Raw genomic sequence first — 15,511 nt, 5'->3', positions numbered from 1 at the left:
GCAGCGTGGCGCCGCACACGCTTCTACGGCGTTCGTTAGCGCAGCCTTAAGCCCATCCGTACACGGGCGTGCGCCCTGTAAAATGCACCGATCAAGTCACCGGGAAGCCCCAATGAGCAACAAATTTGTACGCGGCGCATGGCTGGCTGCGGTGGTGTGCGTTTCCTCGCTGGCGCACAGTGCGCCGCAGGTCGGCGCGCCCGCAGCAGCCGTATCGAAAATGGATGCGCTGCAGCTCGATGCCGTGATCCCGGTCGGCCCGCAAGTCAAGGTCGGCAAGCTCGCCAATGGCCTGACCTACTACATCCAGCGCAATGCGCGCCCTGAACGCAAGCTCGAATTGCGCCTGGTCGTCAAGGCCGGCTCGATCCTGGAAGACGACGACCAGCGCGGCCTGGCGCACTTCGTCGAGCACATGGCGTTCAATGGCTCGACCAATTTCCGCAAGCACGAGCTGGTGTCGTACCTGCAATCGATCGGCGTGGGCTTTGGCGCCGACCTGAATGCCTACACGTCGTTCGACGAGACGGTGTACATCCTGCCGATCCCGACCGACAAGCCGCAGAACGTCACCCGGGCTTTTCAGGTGCTGGAAGACTGGGCCCACGGCGTCAGCTTCGACCTGGACGCCATCGACAAGGAGCGCGGCATCATCCTCGAGGAAGCGCGCCTTGGCAAAGGCGCGGCCGACCGCATGGGCAAGCAGATCTATCCGCGCCTGTTCAACGGCTCGCGCTACGCCGAGCGCCTGCCGATCGGCCGCGAAGACGTGCTGCGCAATTTCAAGCCCGAGACGCTCAAGCGCTTCTACCAGGATTGGTACCGGCCCGACCTGATGGCGGTCGTCGTCGTCGGCGACATCGATCCGACGCAGGCCGAGAAGCTCGTCAAGCAGCACTTCACGCGCCTGAAGAATCCGGCCGCGCCACGCCCGCGCGAGTATGCTGCGATTCCGCCCCGCGCCGACACCGAGGCGCTGGTCGTGACCGACCCGGAAGCCGACGGCAATGCGGTACTGCTGCGCTATCCGGTGCAACCGGTGCGCGACCTGGGCACCGTGCGTGCCTATCGCGAAGAGCTGGTGCAGGGCCTGTTCGCGTCGATGCTCAGTGCGCGCCTGGCCGAGATCTCGCAACTGCCCGATGCGCCGTGGCTGGGCGCCAGCAGCTCGCTGGGCAAGCTGACGCCGCGCTACCGCGCCTACAACGCGTCGGCCGCCATCGGCCCGCGTGGCGCGCAGCCGGCCATCGCCGCGCTGGTCCAGGAGAACGAACGCGCGCGCCAGTACGGCTTCGGCGTGCAGGAACTCGAGCGCGCCAAGAAAAACCTGATGCGCACCTACGAGCAGGCCTGGAACGAGCGTGCCAAGAGCGATTCAGGCACGTATGCGGCCGAATACATCCGTAACTTCCTGCAGGACGAAGCCATTCCCGGCATCGAGACCGAATACCGCTACGTGCAGAACCTGGTGCCAGGCATCACGCAGGCCGAGATGAACGCCTACGCACGCAGCACGATCCCGCAAGACTCCGGCAAGCTGGTGCTGTACACGGGCGTGCCCAAATCCGATACGCCCACCGGCCCGCAATTGCTGGCAGCAGTGGCCGACGCCGCGCGCCTGCCGGTCGAACCGTACGATGAAAAACTGCTGGCGGCGCGCCTGATGGAACGCCCGGCGCACGCGGGCACGATCACGCACGAAGAGCACGACAAGGCATTGGGCCTGACGCGCCTCACCCTGTCGAACGGCGTGAAGGTGATCCTGAAACCCACCGACTTCCTGAATGACCAGGTGGTCCTGAGCGCGGCGCGCCCCGGCGGGCAAAGCCTGTTTCCCGACCAGGACATCCTCAATGCGCGTTTTTCCAACGCAATCGTGGCCAGCATGGGCGTGAAGGATTTCACGCCGCTGGACATGCGCAAGATCCTGGCCGGCAAGGCCGCCGGCGTGACCGTGGGCCTGGGCAGCTACACCGACGTGATCGCGGGCGCCTCGGGCGCAACCGACATCGAAACGATGTTGCAGCTGTTGTGGCTGAAGTTCTCGGGTGTGCGCCGCGACGAAGATCTGTTTCACGCGTATATCGACAAACAGGCCGAAGTCGCGCGCAACGCCAGCGGTCAGCCCGGGCGGCGTTTCGGCGATGCCGTGGTGTCGGCGCTGTTTGGCGACCATCCGCGCGCGCCACGCTCGCTCGAGGCCGACGAGTATGCCAAGATCGACCTCGATCGCAGCATCGCCATCTTCCGCCAGCGCTTCTCGAGCGCGAAGGACATGACCTTCATCCTGGTGGGCAGCTTCGACGAGAAGGCGATCCGCCCATTGTTGACGAGTTATCTGGGTACCTTGCCGACGCCCGCGCTGCCCGTCGCGTATCGCGATGTGGGCCTGCGCCCCGTGACCGGCGTGGTCAAGCGCGAAGTGCGCAGCGGCACCGAGCCAAAGAGCAGTATCTCGATCAACTTCACCGGGCCGGCCGTGTTTTCCGAGGCCGAGCAGCTGCGCCTGTCGGCGCTGATCGAAGTGACCAATCTGCGCATCATCGACGTGCTGCGCGAGAAGATGGCGATGATCTATGGCGGCGGCGCCAGCGGCGCGCTCAGCAAGATCCCGTACGGGAACTACTCGGTCGGCATCAACCTGCCCACCGGGCCGGAAAACGTCGACAAGGTGGTGGCCGCGACGTTTGCCGAAATCAAGCGCCTGCAAGAGAACGGACCGGATGCTGCCGAACTGGAAAAAGTGAAATCCGGCTGGATCCAGAACCACCGCCGCTCGCTGCGCGAGAATGGCTACTGGGTGGCCAACCTGCAATCGAGCCTGACCGAAGGCACGGATCCGGCATCAATCCTGAAGGTCGAGCAGCAGGTGGCCGCGCTGACGGCGCAGGATGTGCAGGCGGCGGCGCGGCGTTACTTCGATACGAAGAATTATGTGCAGGTGGTGCTCAATCCGGAGCTGGCAACCAAGGCCGCGAACGTCGCCAGGGCGCCGGCCACGGGAACGCAGGACGTAGCGGCAACGCCCGGCACCTGATGCTGCCCGGGCACGGCGTTCGCGTGGCAGCGGGCGTCGGGCTTCGTCTATACTGTGCAGGCCCGCTGCGGCGCAGCGCAGCTCAGAGCACGTACAGATCAACGCCGGCGCCCGGGACCACCGGCGCTCTACTGGTGAAAGACCATGCGCATTTCCGATAATCCGGTCCACCTGGCCGGCAAGCCCCTCACCCAGGCTTGCCATGCCTGCGCGTTTTTTCACACCGACGAAGAAAAGTACCGCGTGCTGCTGCCGTTCATCCTGGAAGGCGTCGAACGCGGCGATCTGGCTGCCCACATCGTCAATCCGGCGCAGCGCGCCGCACACCTGGCCCGGCTGGCGCAAGCGGGCGTCGATACCGACGCCGCCCAGGCGCAAGGACAGCTTGCTGTGCGCAGCTGGGACGAAACCTATCTGCAGGATGGCAAGTTCGACCAGCAGCGCATGATCGCCACGCTGCTGGCGCTGATTGCACCGGCCAACGCACCACCTGGAACAATCTCGCGCAATATCGCCGACATGGCCTGGTCGCCCGGCGCACGCCCCGACGCCCACGACATCGTGGAATACGAGGCGCGCCTGAACCAGGTACTTCCCGAACACCATAACCCGATCGTGTGCACCTACGACCTGACGCATTTCAGCGCCGATGTCGTGATCGACATCCTGCGCACCCACCCGATGGTGATCATCGGCGGCATCCTGCAAGAGAATCCTTTCTTCGTGCCGCCGGCAGAGATGCTCAAGGAACTCGATGCGCGTCGCCTGGCAGGCACCACGCCGGCCAGCGCTGTGCGGTAGGCAGGCGCACCGGCATGCATTCACCCGACGAGTACCGCGCCGAAATCGACCGGCTGCGCAAAACCACGCGCGACCTGGTGGCCATGACCACCCTGCCAGCCGTCTGGGGCGAGCTGCCGCCGGAAGGGGTCATCGACAGCCTGGCAGGCGTCCTGCTCAGCACCCTGGACCTGGACCTGGTCTGTATCCACCTGCCGGGCAAGGGCGAGATCGAGCCACTGGAAATCATTCGCATCCGGCGCGACGACACCGGCAGCATGCTGCGCGCCGCACGTGCGGCGCTCGACGCCGCCATGCAGTCGGCCGATGGGCATGGCATGCGCCCCGGGATCCTGCAAGACGACGACGCGCCGCTGCAATTGGGCACGGCGCGCCTGGGCATCGGCAGCGATCCCGGCGTCGTGGTCATCGGCGCGCGCCGCGCCGGGTTTCCGTCCGAACACGAGCGCCTGCTGCTTGGCGTGGCCGCCAACCAGGCCGCCGCCATCCTGCAGCGCCGCCTGGCCGAACGGGCGCTGGCGCGCAGCGAGTCGCGCTTCCAGGACCTGGCCGACGCCGCGCCGGCGATGCTGTGGGTGACCGAGCCCGATGGCAAGCTCTCGTTCCTGTCGCGCGCCTGGCACGAATTCACCGGCCAGGACAAGGGGACCAGCCTGGCGTTCGGCTGGACAGCAGCAGTGCATCCCGATGAGCGCGCTGCGGCGCTGCACGCGGTCATCGATGCCAATGCGCGCCGCGCGCCATTCAGTATCGAGCAGCGCCTGCAGCACGCCGACGACGGATACCGCTGGGTGATCGCGACCGGACAGCCGCGCTTTGCGGCGAACGGCGACTTCCTGGGTTTTGTCGGCAATGTGCTCGACATCAGCGACCGCAAGCGCACCGAACAGGCGCTGCACGAGACGCGCGACACGCTCGTGACGATGTTCGACGCCCTGCCGGTGGGGGTGTCCGTGGCCGACCAGGACGGCAAGCTGTTGCTGTCAAACCAGGCCATGCACCGCTACCTGCCCACCGGCGTGTTGCCGTCGCTGGACGAAGAGCGCTACCTGCGCTGGACCGCGTTTGATGCAGACGGCCAGCCCCTCGAACGCCGTAATTTCGCCGGCGCGCGCGCCTCGCGCGGCGAGCGCGTCGTGCCCGGCATCGAAGCGCGCTACCTGGGCGACGATGGCGTCGAGATCTGGACGCAGGTGGCCGCTGTCCCGCTCATGGGCCGCGACAATGTGATGCGCGGCCACGTGGTCATCGTCACCGACATCGATGCCTTCAAACGCACCGAGGCAGCCCTGCGCCTGGCCGAGTCCAGGCAGCGCGACCTGTTCGACGAAGTGGCCAGGGCCAACCGCAATCTGAGCGAATTTCTGGCCGTGCTGGCGCACGAACTGCGCAATCCGCTCGCGCCGCTTCTCACGGGCCTGGAACTGATGCGCGTCGGGCACGGTGATGCCGACGCCGTCGCCAACGTCCGTGGCATGATGGAGCGCCAGGTCCGGCAACTGGCGCACCTGATCGACGACCTGCTCGACATCGCGCGCGTCACCAACGGCAAGGTGGACATCCGAAAAACCCGGGTCGACCTCAACACGATCGTGGCCGACGCGGTCGAGACCAGCCTGCCGCTGATCGAACAGAAGCGGCACGGGCTCGACCTGCAGCTGCACGCTGGAGCGCTGCCGGTGCAGGCCGACGCCACCCGCATCGCGCAGGTGGTCGGCAACCTGTTGACCAATGCGGCCAAGTACACGCCCCCGGGCGGCGCGATTTCCCTGCGCGTGACGCAGGATGGCACCGATGCCGTCATTGCCGTGAGCGACAACGGCGTGGGCATTCCCGCAACATCGCTGGAATCGGTGTTCGAAATGTTCAGCCAGGTGGGCAGCAACCGGCAGCACGCGCAGGGCGGCCTGGGCATCGGCCTGTCGCTGGTACGCCAGCTGGTCAAGCTGCACAACGGCGTGGTCAGCGCGCACAGCGATGGCGTCGGCAAGGGCAGCACGTTCACGGTCAGGCTCGCGCTTGACGGTGCGACGCAGGCGCCGGCACCGCTGCCGGCCGACAGACTGTCCGCACAGGGCACGCCGGCTGCGCCAGCATTGCGCATTCTCGTCACGGACGACAATGTCGATGCGGCGCTGACGCTGTCGATGCTGCTCGAGATAGAGGGCCACGACGTCACCCTCGCCCATGACGGCCAGCAAGCGCTGCAAGTGGCCGCGCACTACCTGCCTGACGTGGTGTTTCTGGATATCGGGCTGCCGGATATGTCGGGCCTCGAGGTGGCACGTCGCTTGCGGCAGATCGCCGGGCTCGAACACTGCGCCATCGTTGCCGTATCCGGCTGGGGCGCGCAGGACGACCTGGCGCGCTCGAGCGCCGCCGGCTTTGATGCCCATTTCACCAAGCCGGTGGCGCCCAAGCGCGTACGCGATTATCTGGCGGTGGTTGCCGCCAGCATGCGCTCGACGTAACGCGCGATTACGTTCAATAGCGTCACAACCCGCATGAGCACTGGCTCGCCCGTGCATAGCCTAGCAGATACCGTAATTTATACCGCCACGGTGCAATTCTACAATGCCGAGTCTCCATCCCAACATTTGTCTAATTTTCCCCGTGCCTTCGGCAGCGACAATACTTCAGGCACAGGGAACTCTTAGATCGGCTCAGCTGAACTGCGCGAACATATTTGCGCTACGAACACCGGATTTCCATTGCTCATAGGTTGGCATGATCTCCCATGATTTTTCCGCGGACATTTGTTGGAACATGCCTTGCTCAACCTCATCAAATTTAGCCAAGTCACCCTGGAGTGACTTTATGAACGTATGGCGAACCTTGCGCGGGGCACCAACAAAGGTATGGTTATCAGGGACAAATAAGATCGTTTGTTCACCAGTGTCCGAGAAAGATACGTCCCGAATGTCCGTTCCATCGGTCCAGACCGCATGGCGCTCGCCCTCGATGTAGTCCGGAGTGTTATACCAAATTCGGTAGCCGCAAAGCATCTTTCCACCATGCTTTTCGATGTACTTCTCGACATTCATGTCGCAGCATGACTGCTTGCTCCAGAGTTCTGGCTCGCAGCTCAGAAACATCGGCTCCTTTTCACTGAGCATCTTTGCAAATGTTTCAACGTTGCTATCAATAGATGTCGGTGTAGTCAGATTATTGAACAATGCGTTCACCGGCTGACCAGCTAAAATCCAGTCCATAGGACTGTAAGCCGGTTTTGACTTCAACTCAACGTCAAGAGCTGCGTCTCGAGCCTGTGCCTCTGCAATACGCTTCTCACGCGGACCGCGACGATTCGCCTCACCCATAACACCTCCTGTTTAGCTATAGAGATTCACACTCACGGCTGTGCCGCATTAGCCGGACTGAGCCACTCAAATGTGACCGAGAAACGGATATCGGGTGGGTTGCCTGAATTTCAACTGCAAAAACGAGCCAGATTAGCCGAATTGCCACTACAAATTCCAACCTGCGGTCTTTTTACAATCGAGACCAATAGTTGGACCGCCCGGTCGCCTATATTTTAAGCAATCGCCCATTCAGTAGCCTTTTTTGCAGAATCGTCATTGTCGGCGTCGCGCCGCTAGGCGACGACTGCGGCACGTAATGGCACTCGTGACGCTGCAACTACTTTTAGCCGCCTCCCTGGCCATTTGAGCCGTCCCCTGAGCATGCTTGGTTGGTGAACAGCAGTTGAGCACGTTCGCGTACACAACGTTTGTAAAAGCTGCTCCAAACATCGAGCCTATACAAAGTTATTTTGTTGACAAAATGTCTACTTTTTGTGACAAAATGTAATTGCTGTACTTGCGTTCGCAACCATTGCGTGCCATTGGCAAGCCAAAGCAAACATCTCATGGCGTTAGGCACTAATGCAGTGCCATCCGAACAAATCCCCTCTTATTACTTTCCTTCACAGGAGGCGGAGCCGTGACCAACTCAACCTAGCAAATGGATACATTATGACTTCGACCATTCCAACGACCGTGGCTTCTTCCGCGTCTGGATTTCAACCCGCATTTAAGCCAGTTATTACCGGAGACCGCCACGCTTGCGTCCTCGCTGCAGTCGCTACGATCGCTTCTGCAACCCTCGAAGACGTGTGGCAAAAGGCAGAAGACCTTGGATTGCCAAAAGCTGGGCCTTATTCTCACATTTTCGACGGCGACTTCATCGCAGCGCTGCTAGCACAGTATTCATGGGTTGCGACAGTATGGAAAGAGTGCGAGAAGCCGTCGCAGTTGCCTAACCTGTGTATCGCCATGGTCGATTACGACGCAGATTGGGAAGTCGGTCGCCACGTCGTATTCCACCGCGCGAAATGCAGTCACGACGCTAAAACGGTGGAATACGCCATCGACTCAACGGCATCTCGTCCAGAACAGGTCATCCGGACGGACATGACAGAGCTGGCTCCTGCCTGGTATATCGGTGTTCACCCTATGGGCAAAGCGTCGAGCACGTCGAAGAAATAGCTTAGATATTGACTGGCTAAAGCCAGATCATGGCTGGTCGTTAGCCACGTCTCCCGAATGCACTTCGCTAACCAAATCACGGACTGTCACATCTAGCGCGATTGCAATGCGCTCCATGTTGCAGATCGTGATGTCTCGGATACCACGCTCAACAGAAGAAACGTAACTCGACTCTAGCTGGGCCCGGTCGGCTAATTGCTGTTGGGTGTAACCGCGCAACTTCCGGGTCCGTTTTACGTTGTCTGCGAAGATGAGTTGGGCGCGGCCTGGGGTCTGTTGTCGATTCTGCACAAGGCATAGATTCATGCCTCAACACCACATCGACCAGAACTTATAAGTTCTATTTCTGCTATCGTCGTGCGTCGATTGGACTATCAAGTTCAATCGTATCGTCTGCACAACTACAACCGGAGCTCAATCTTGCCAAAAACTTCTGGATCTACATCTGGCCGCCTTGCCAGAAAATCTACCTCGTTAATTGCTGCCATCGCCGTTACGGGTTTTCTGTCCACTGCGTGCTCTTCAAAACCGGGCTCATCAGACATAGTACCGTTCGTCATGGACGACTTGGGTGCGTGCCCTCTGTGGGAGATCGCCGATGTCAAAAAAACGGACGGTGTTGCTCAAGAACCCAATTATCAAATCGACTTCACTGCAACTCTCACCCTGAAAGAGAACCCAGTAAAATTGTGGGAAGATGCGAAACGAGCAAGCGCTATCGCTTGGACTCCCGCGTGCAATATCTATTGGGCTGTTCTTATTCAACAGGGAGGAACTGTCCCCATTCCTGAGCCTCGTGTCCCGGGATTTTCCATGTCTGAAAAATACAGCGTTTCTGGATACGCGGTCTTAGTGAAATCAGAAAACGGTTGGCAGCTTGCGCAGGAAATCCGAGGCTTGTCATTTACCCCAATTCCTTAACCCACTATCGAGCAACCAATTCGTAGCGAAAAGTACTAGAAAAGTACTAAACCGCTTACCTCTCGTATTTCCCCGTCGCTAGGGTGTGCCCACTAATACGTGGCGACACCCTGCAATGGATCGGCACATTTTACCTACTTATCCACAAACCGCTGGCGTGAGCCAGCGACTCATCCGCGCCCGAAAATTATTCACTTAGAGAAAACCATGGCACAGAAAATCGATTTGGAAATATTCACTAGAATTGCCAAAGGCAAACCAAGCAGAGTCGACGAATACGGGAATCTAAACGGGTCATCTGGCATTGACTCAATCGACCAATATCCCCCCTCAGCGCTTGTCGAAATATATTCAAAAGCAGCACAGTCAGTTTCCACAACACGCTCATATGACTCAGATATTCGACACTTTCTCGCCAACGGCGGCTCTATTCCGGCCAGCCCAGAGCGCATAGCAGAATATCTAGCTGAATTTTCCAGCGTTCATTCAGTGGCAACCTTGAAACATCGCCTAGTCGCAATTCATCGGGCCCACATTGACGCTGAATTGCCTTCACCGACCAGCGCAAACCTTGTTAAACGTACGATGCAAGGCATTCGTAGGACTATGAGCATAAAGCAACGTCGAGTAACTGCCTTGTTAAAGGACGATTTGCTTGAAATGGTTGTGCACATCGAACGGCAACAACCGATCCGAGCCGCGCGAGATAAAGCTCTTCTGTTGATTGGCTTCGCTGGCGCGTTTCGACGATCCGAACTAGTAGCTTTGAACTTCGAGGACATTACAAAGTATGAAAATGGAATTGAGTTGGCTATTCGCAGGTCTAAAACCGATCAGGAAGGCGCCGGTCGTACGGCGTTTATTCCGTACGCCAGAGGCAAGCGCTGTCCTGCTCAGGCGCTTCTTCTTTGGCTCGAAATCTCAGGGATCGCTGCGGGTGCCCTTTTCCCTCGTATAAGTCGAGCAGATCGAATTATTGGGACAAATAGTCTTACACCGCAGAGCGTGGCGCTGTTAGTGAAATCATATTTCCTTGAAATGCGAGGTGCAGTATCGGCAGCAAATGTTGCAGGCCACAGCTTGCGAGCTGGCTACTGCACGGAAGCGGCGGTAGCAGGTATCCCGCTCTACCAAATACGGGAGCAAACTGGGCACAGGTCCGATGCCACGCTCGCCAGATACATCAGACCAGCAAACAAGCGGAAAATACCCAGCTTGTTTTAAGTAATTTCGAGTCGGGAATCATGTGCATCGTTGCGATCCATGAACGAGCGCTAAAGCGATATCGCGCGGACTGGTTTACCTGTTGCCAGCCGCTGACCATTTCAGTAAGCTGCGTACGCGAAGCACGAAATCCGATCGCGCCCCCTTCCCCGACCAGAGTGACGGAACCTACATTGACAACGACACTGCCTCTCGATCCGCAGGCCAGCAGAATCCTCGCCCTCCTTGTGTCCATTTTACCTAGTGTAGTGCTGCACGATTGGCGTACTTTTATCGGTTACAAAGAAGCGCATGATCGGTTAAGACTCCCTAGAATGGCTGTGAGTTGGGGAGATAGTTTGGCATCTCAAGGATTGCAAACGCTAGCAAACTGGACGGCGGAAAACGCTTATCCGGCAATCACAGGACTTGTGATCGACCAAACGGACCGTCGCCCCCGAAAAGGCTACTTCGGTGCGTTTGGTCGTTCAAGAGATGACTTCGCGTGGTGGATCGATGAAATTCGGAAGAGCAAATCTTTCGATTGGCAACCTCACATAGTTTTAGATAGGCCCCAAGTGCCGATCTTAACGGCAACACCGTTGGCGTTTGATTTAGAGATTCCGGCAGATAGGCAACAGGTTACAGTGTACCGAATACTCCGTGATACGGCACTCGCTAGACACGTGAAGGAGATTCACGACTATCGATGCCAGCTGTGCGGTGAAACGATCAATCTATCTGACGGGCGGAAATATTCCGAAGCGCATCATATACAACCGTTGGGACGGCCGCACGATGGGCCAGACCTTCTCGAAAATGTTATTTGTGTATGCCCTAATCATCATGTCGAACTTGATTACGGGGCGCGAAAATTAGAAGCATCTGCAATTAGATCTGTGGCCGGACACACTATTTCTGAACGTTACATCAAATATCACAATGAGAAAGTCTACAACCTTTTAAAGTAATAATTTTTTAAGCGTCTAGTCAATAATCATTTCATTGTCAGGATGATTTATGCGCGTCCAACGCCCTCCATCGAAGCGAGCGATTTCTTTAGGAATAAAAGACCACAACATGTCGGCAACAGAATCTACTTCGTAAGTCCAGAGGCCAGATTTTCAATAATTCGCTCTCAGAGTCCTTAAAAAAACTGATGAATCGCTAAGCGAAATGTCGCTTGTTTGTATTGATAATAGTGTGTTTTGATTAGCTACTAAAAAACAAGCTAGCTATGCAGAAGCCCATTCGAGACATAGATTCAATAGCGCGCGAAGAAACTCGCGCGCCTAACTTACATATGCTTAAACGTCAGCGTGAGATGCAATATACTTTTCTTTACGATTTATAAATGCTGGGACCGTACCTTCTAGCACATCTACGACGGCCCGATTCACGCTACTGCTTTCAATTGCGCCAGATGTATAACTGAGCTTGAAACGATTAGCTCGATCAAAACCAGCATGAATAATCTGTTCGGCATCGCAACAGACAGCTAAATTCGCATTGTGCGTCACCAAAATAATTTGTCGACGTTCTTTAGCTCGTTGAATAACCGGCACCAACATTGAATACACAGTCTGATTATCCAAGTTATCTTCCGGCTGATCGAGAACTAGCGGTGTTTGGTCATTATCAACGAGAAGATAGAAAATCAGCAATAAAGCACCGCGTTGACCCGGCGACATTTGCTGCATAGTGGTGCCTGCTAAGCTCAAAGAAAATTTTGGCTCTAACTGGTGAAGTCCAAATAAATTATCGTAGAACTCTTGCGGCGTTACTCCTACCCTCAATACCTGCTGAAGCGAAACTTTGCCGTTTAAAGTGAGTTCAGCACAGACAGAATCTATAAGCGCAACAACCTCCTCCACCGATTCGATATCGACGGCTCTAATCATGCCGTCGAGTTTGACCGCACCTTCAGGATCGCCCTTAAAGCCTCCCGTATTTTGCTTTACCATAGCAAAAAATTTCTCGATAAAACGAGTGCGATCAAAGAAAAGGCTACTTTGGAAATCTATTCGGAGATCTTCCTTCACTGCAGGAAAATCCGCAACAATCTTTTCGACTGGGTGAAATAACGGTTTTCGGCTATCGGCAACAGCCCTTAACTCGCGATAAATTTCTTCGCAAATCCCACTTCGTTGCGCCTCAAACGCCTCACGTTGCGCAGGCAACTCCTCCAACTGTTTGATACGGGTCTCGTAATATAGGAGGCTTTCTGCACTCTCTTCGCTCCCTAATATGGCTGCCTTTTCTGCCTGCCAGGTTTCCAACGCGGTCATGTACAGATGGTACTCTTTCGTAGGGCCATCCAATAATTCCTGAACAGAGTCACGCTGTATCTTCAGCGACGCGACCCTATCACTGATTCCACTATGCTCAAGTGACAATTTCTCGATCTTTGCTACAGCCAGTCCATGCAGTACCTCTAATTCCTTAGACTTCGTCTGCAAGACGACAATTTGATCCAACACGATTCCTACGCCCGCCAAGTCGTCACCAATCTTTTGCGCCGTTTCGTCCACTTCTTTTTGTAGAAAGGTTACTCGACCAATGGCAAGCGATAAAGCGTTCCTGCGCTCAACCTCTTTCTTACGCTCGCTCTCATTTGCAACGATTTTTTGATCTTCCAACATTAAATCGTTGCTAATTCCTTCAAGTCGGACGCTTTCAGGATTTAAATTCGTTGCGTCTACTGGCTTTTCGACAGGTGCTGGAATTCTAGAGTTTAAGTCATCAAAGGCGAGTCGTTTCACTGCAAGTTTTTCGTCGAGGCTATTTCTGTATTCTGCAGTTTGTTGAATGTCTAAGGAAACCAGCGATGCGTTCAGATCCTTCAACTTGACGCGCAACTGAACTACTCGCTCCGCTGCCGATCCTTCCTGAGCGCGCAAATAATCATCTAGACTTTCAAAACTCAGCTTTTCAGCAGGATCCATTTTCGAGAACAAGACGCCTTTAATCTCCTGTGCAAAACGATCTGATCGCCCGGAAACATGCTCGTTGCATAATTCTTCAAAATACCGCTGCGAGATGTACTTCACACGCTCGGGTTGCCCAATGACATCTGTGGCATCCAATGACAATGTATTGCTCGCCCCATTGCACCAACTCAAGCGCACCTGAAAGGCACCGGCCCGCTTTGTACCACCAGCTTTGAAACGATCCGGATGCAGAAAAGTAAAGTATTTATGTGATTTCGAATTTCCCGCAAGTGCAAGAATATCTGCAAAGCCACTTTTTCCCGATCCTTTATTTCCGATTACCGCCACCAGATCACTGTTTAATTCAATATCCACGCCATCGAACCAGTCTTCGTGCACAAGAGCACCGGCTTTTTTACTGACCTGGATCCTGTCCAAAAATAGCGATCCATTTGCTGCAACAAGTGCCTTCTTCGGAGGAATGTCACCAATAAACGATCTAGTGGCTGGCTCTTTTATAGCCTGCTTCAAACCTAGGAATGTTGGCTCTGCCTTGAGCCAAGTCTTCATTTCAGAAGGGAATTTTCCATAACTCGACAAAGAGTGTGCATCGGTTCCTCGCACACAAAGCCTTGGCCGCTTGCCGATTGACTCCCAGAATGAATCAAAAAACTTATCGTTCCTAGACGTCTTTAATCCGTGAAAGCATTCTCGCGTAGCGACATTCTTGCACTCAAATATTTCCGCTTGCATTAAGCGACGCGTTTCCGCATAGTGATTAGCCCAGTCGATATCCTTCATGCCTCCGTAAGTATCCCAAGGCATCAAGACCAAGCCAGTTCCTTCAGGAAGACAGTCGAACGCGGCTCGTACCGAAGTAGCCGTCACCTCTGCGGTACTACGGCCAACCAAGAGCGCATACTTATCGTCTGACGCAACTTTCGCCGGAGCAAAAGAATGTTTCGATAGCTTATCAGTGCCGAGCTCGCGAGCCCACTCAACAAAGCAGTCATTACTAAGACCTCTCTCCTTGCTCTTAAGAGATATTTTCAGAGAAGACAACACATCTCTCAGAGATTGGTCTTTTAGCTCAGGGTCGAGCACAAAGTGTACATTCAAGCGCTGATCTGGATGCGAGCTTTCCATTCGTATTTCGATACCAGGCATGATTACTTTATCGCCCAGCGCCCCTGGATTCGCTTTAGCATATTCTTTGATTGCGAAGTAACCATCGAATGTCCAATAATCCATAATAACTACAACATCCGGCTCGGCCACTTTAATCGCAGCAACTGTGGCCGCAACTATAACCTCGCGGTCATGAGCTGAAAGTGCATCTTCGAGCTTTGCACCATTCCACTGATGCGATGCAGGTGTGTGAGCGTGAAAATCCCAAACTCGCCATAGCGAGCCGCGTGAGGTAGCTACCATTTTTGTGTCCGAGCTCAGTAGGAGTATAGGACTCATCAGCATACGTTAATTCCGTCGGTCGATCCACAAAACTGATAGCCCGATACGTTCGACATTTGCATCGATCCGGCGACCCTACCCAATTAGGGTAGACACAACTAAAATTTCGCGAATCAAGATCGATTTTTTTATCTAGTTAACTTTTTGACATGGCGTCACGCTTTGGAGTTTCGCCAGTGTATTTCCTCCGAAAAAGCCCAGTTTCAGAGGGGACGCCAGGGCTGATAGACCATGTGCAGCTGCGCTCTGCTGAACAAGACGAAGCACCTGAACCCAGTCAGGGATCGTTTGTCAATACCGAATCGAAAAATCTCCGTCCTCTGCCACATGTGTTTTCTTGCTACACTAGAATTTTCGCAACTTGAGAGCAAGAGCATGGCAAGGAGTCAAAAGACCGTTGTGATCGAGCGAATTTTCGATCTTCTATACGACGCAAATTTACAAAAACTGACTAGGACTGTCGTAACGGCTGAAGACTTAGAAGCGGCTAAACGTTACTGCAACGAAAAACTCGGAATGAATATCAAGTTGAATAGCAACCCATTCAACTTTATGAAAGACATTGTACGTTCGGTAATCCCCCCACAAAAAGAGCGCGATCAGAAGTAGAATTTTCTACTTAAGACACAGAAAGCTCTGCATGAAGACCTCCCGCTTTACCG

General features: G+C 55.6%; 10 protein-coding genes and 2 pseudogenes. 9 read left to right on the top strand and 3 right to left on the bottom strand.

Translation table 11 applies throughout. The features are described from left to right. Window positions 1-82: 82 nt before the first annotated feature. The 5 genes and pseudogenes from RCH14_RS24080 to RCH14_RS23675 form a co-directional block, all read left to right on the top strand. Window positions 83-655: pseudogene (locus tag RCH14_RS24080) on the top strand (M16 family metallopeptidase); the annotation flags it as partial. After that, window positions 573-836: pseudogene (locus RCH14_RS24075) on the top strand (hypothetical protein); the annotation flags it as partial. The pseudogenes RCH14_RS24080 and RCH14_RS24075, both read left to right, overlap by 83 nt. After that, window positions 770-3,037 (top strand): M16 family metallopeptidase, encoded by a 2,268-nt coding sequence (locus tag RCH14_RS23685; protein ID WP_407070110.1) that lies wholly within the window; start codon window positions 770-772, stop codon window positions 3,035-3,037. The pseudogene RCH14_RS24075 and the gene RCH14_RS23685, both read left to right, overlap by 67 nt. A 144-nt stretch (window positions 3,038-3,181) precedes the next feature. Next, window positions 3,182-3,838, top strand: a complete 657-nt coding sequence (locus tag RCH14_RS23680; protein WP_343028562.1) for an MEDS domain-containing protein — start codon at window positions 3,182-3,184, stop codon at window positions 3,836-3,838. A 14-nt stretch (window positions 3,839-3,852) separates the two neighbouring features. Further along, window positions 3,853-6,309 (top strand): ATP-binding protein, encoded by a 2,457-nt coding sequence (locus tag RCH14_RS23675; protein WP_343028561.1) that lies wholly within the window; start codon window positions 3,853-3,855, stop codon window positions 6,307-6,309. A gap of 192 nt (window positions 6,310-6,501) precedes the next feature. Here RCH14_RS23675 and RCH14_RS23670 read toward each other — a convergent pair whose 3' ends face one another. Continuing rightward, window positions 6,502-7,158, bottom strand: coding sequence for a hypothetical protein (locus tag RCH14_RS23670; RefSeq protein ID WP_343028560.1), 657 nt, complete (start codon window positions 7,156-7,158; stop codon window positions 6,502-6,504). A 654-nt stretch (window positions 7,159-7,812) separates the two neighbouring features. Here RCH14_RS23670 and RCH14_RS23665 point away from each other — a divergent pair. After that, window positions 7,813-8,325 carry a hypothetical protein gene (locus RCH14_RS23665; RefSeq protein WP_343028559.1) on the top strand — a complete coding sequence of 171 codons (513 nt, stop codon included), beginning with the start codon at window positions 7,813-7,815 and terminating at the stop codon, window positions 8,323-8,325. A gap of 27 nt (window positions 8,326-8,352) precedes the next feature. Here the strand turns inward: RCH14_RS23665 and RCH14_RS23660 are convergent, their stop codons facing one another. Continuing rightward, on the bottom strand, window positions 8,353-8,631 hold the full coding sequence (locus RCH14_RS23660) for a helix-turn-helix transcriptional regulator (protein WP_343028558.1): 279 nt from the start codon (window positions 8,629-8,631) through the stop codon (window positions 8,353-8,355). A 114-nt stretch (window positions 8,632-8,745) separates the two neighbouring features. On the opposite strand from RCH14_RS23660, the gene RCH14_RS23655 reads away from it, so the two are divergent. The 3 genes from RCH14_RS23655 to RCH14_RS23645 all read left to right on the top strand — a co-directional run bounded on the left by RCH14_RS23655 (window position 8,746) and on the right by RCH14_RS23645 (window position 11,420). Continuing rightward, window positions 8,746-9,246 carry a hypothetical protein gene (locus RCH14_RS23655; protein ID WP_343028557.1) on the top strand — a complete coding sequence of 167 codons (501 nt, stop codon included), beginning with the start codon at window positions 8,746-8,748 and terminating at the stop codon, window positions 9,244-9,246. Window positions 9,247-9,453: 207 nt separating this feature from the next. Then, on the top strand, window positions 9,454-10,470 hold the full coding sequence (locus RCH14_RS23650) for a site-specific integrase (protein WP_343028556.1): 1,017 nt from the start codon (window positions 9,454-9,456) through the stop codon (window positions 10,468-10,470). 173 nt (window positions 10,471-10,643) lie between these two features. Then, window positions 10,644-11,420 carry an HNH endonuclease gene (locus RCH14_RS23645; protein ID WP_343028555.1) on the top strand — a complete coding sequence of 259 codons (777 nt, stop codon included), beginning with the start codon at window positions 10,644-10,646 and terminating at the stop codon, window positions 11,418-11,420. A gap of 336 nt (window positions 11,421-11,756) precedes the next feature. Here the strand turns inward: RCH14_RS23645 and RCH14_RS23640 are convergent, their stop codons facing one another. Beyond that, window positions 11,757-14,810 carry a TrlF family AAA-like ATPase gene (locus RCH14_RS23640; RefSeq protein WP_343028554.1) on the bottom strand — a complete coding sequence of 1,018 codons (3,054 nt, stop codon included), beginning with the start codon at window positions 14,808-14,810 and terminating at the stop codon, window positions 11,757-11,759. Window positions 14,811-15,511: the final 701 nt, after the last annotated feature.

This window comes from Massilia sp. MP_M2, from assembly GCF_039123635.1.
Lineage (GTDB): Bacteria > Pseudomonadota > Gammaproteobacteria > Burkholderiales > Burkholderiaceae_D > Telluria.
This window is presented reverse-complemented; position numbering and strand designations above follow the sequence as displayed.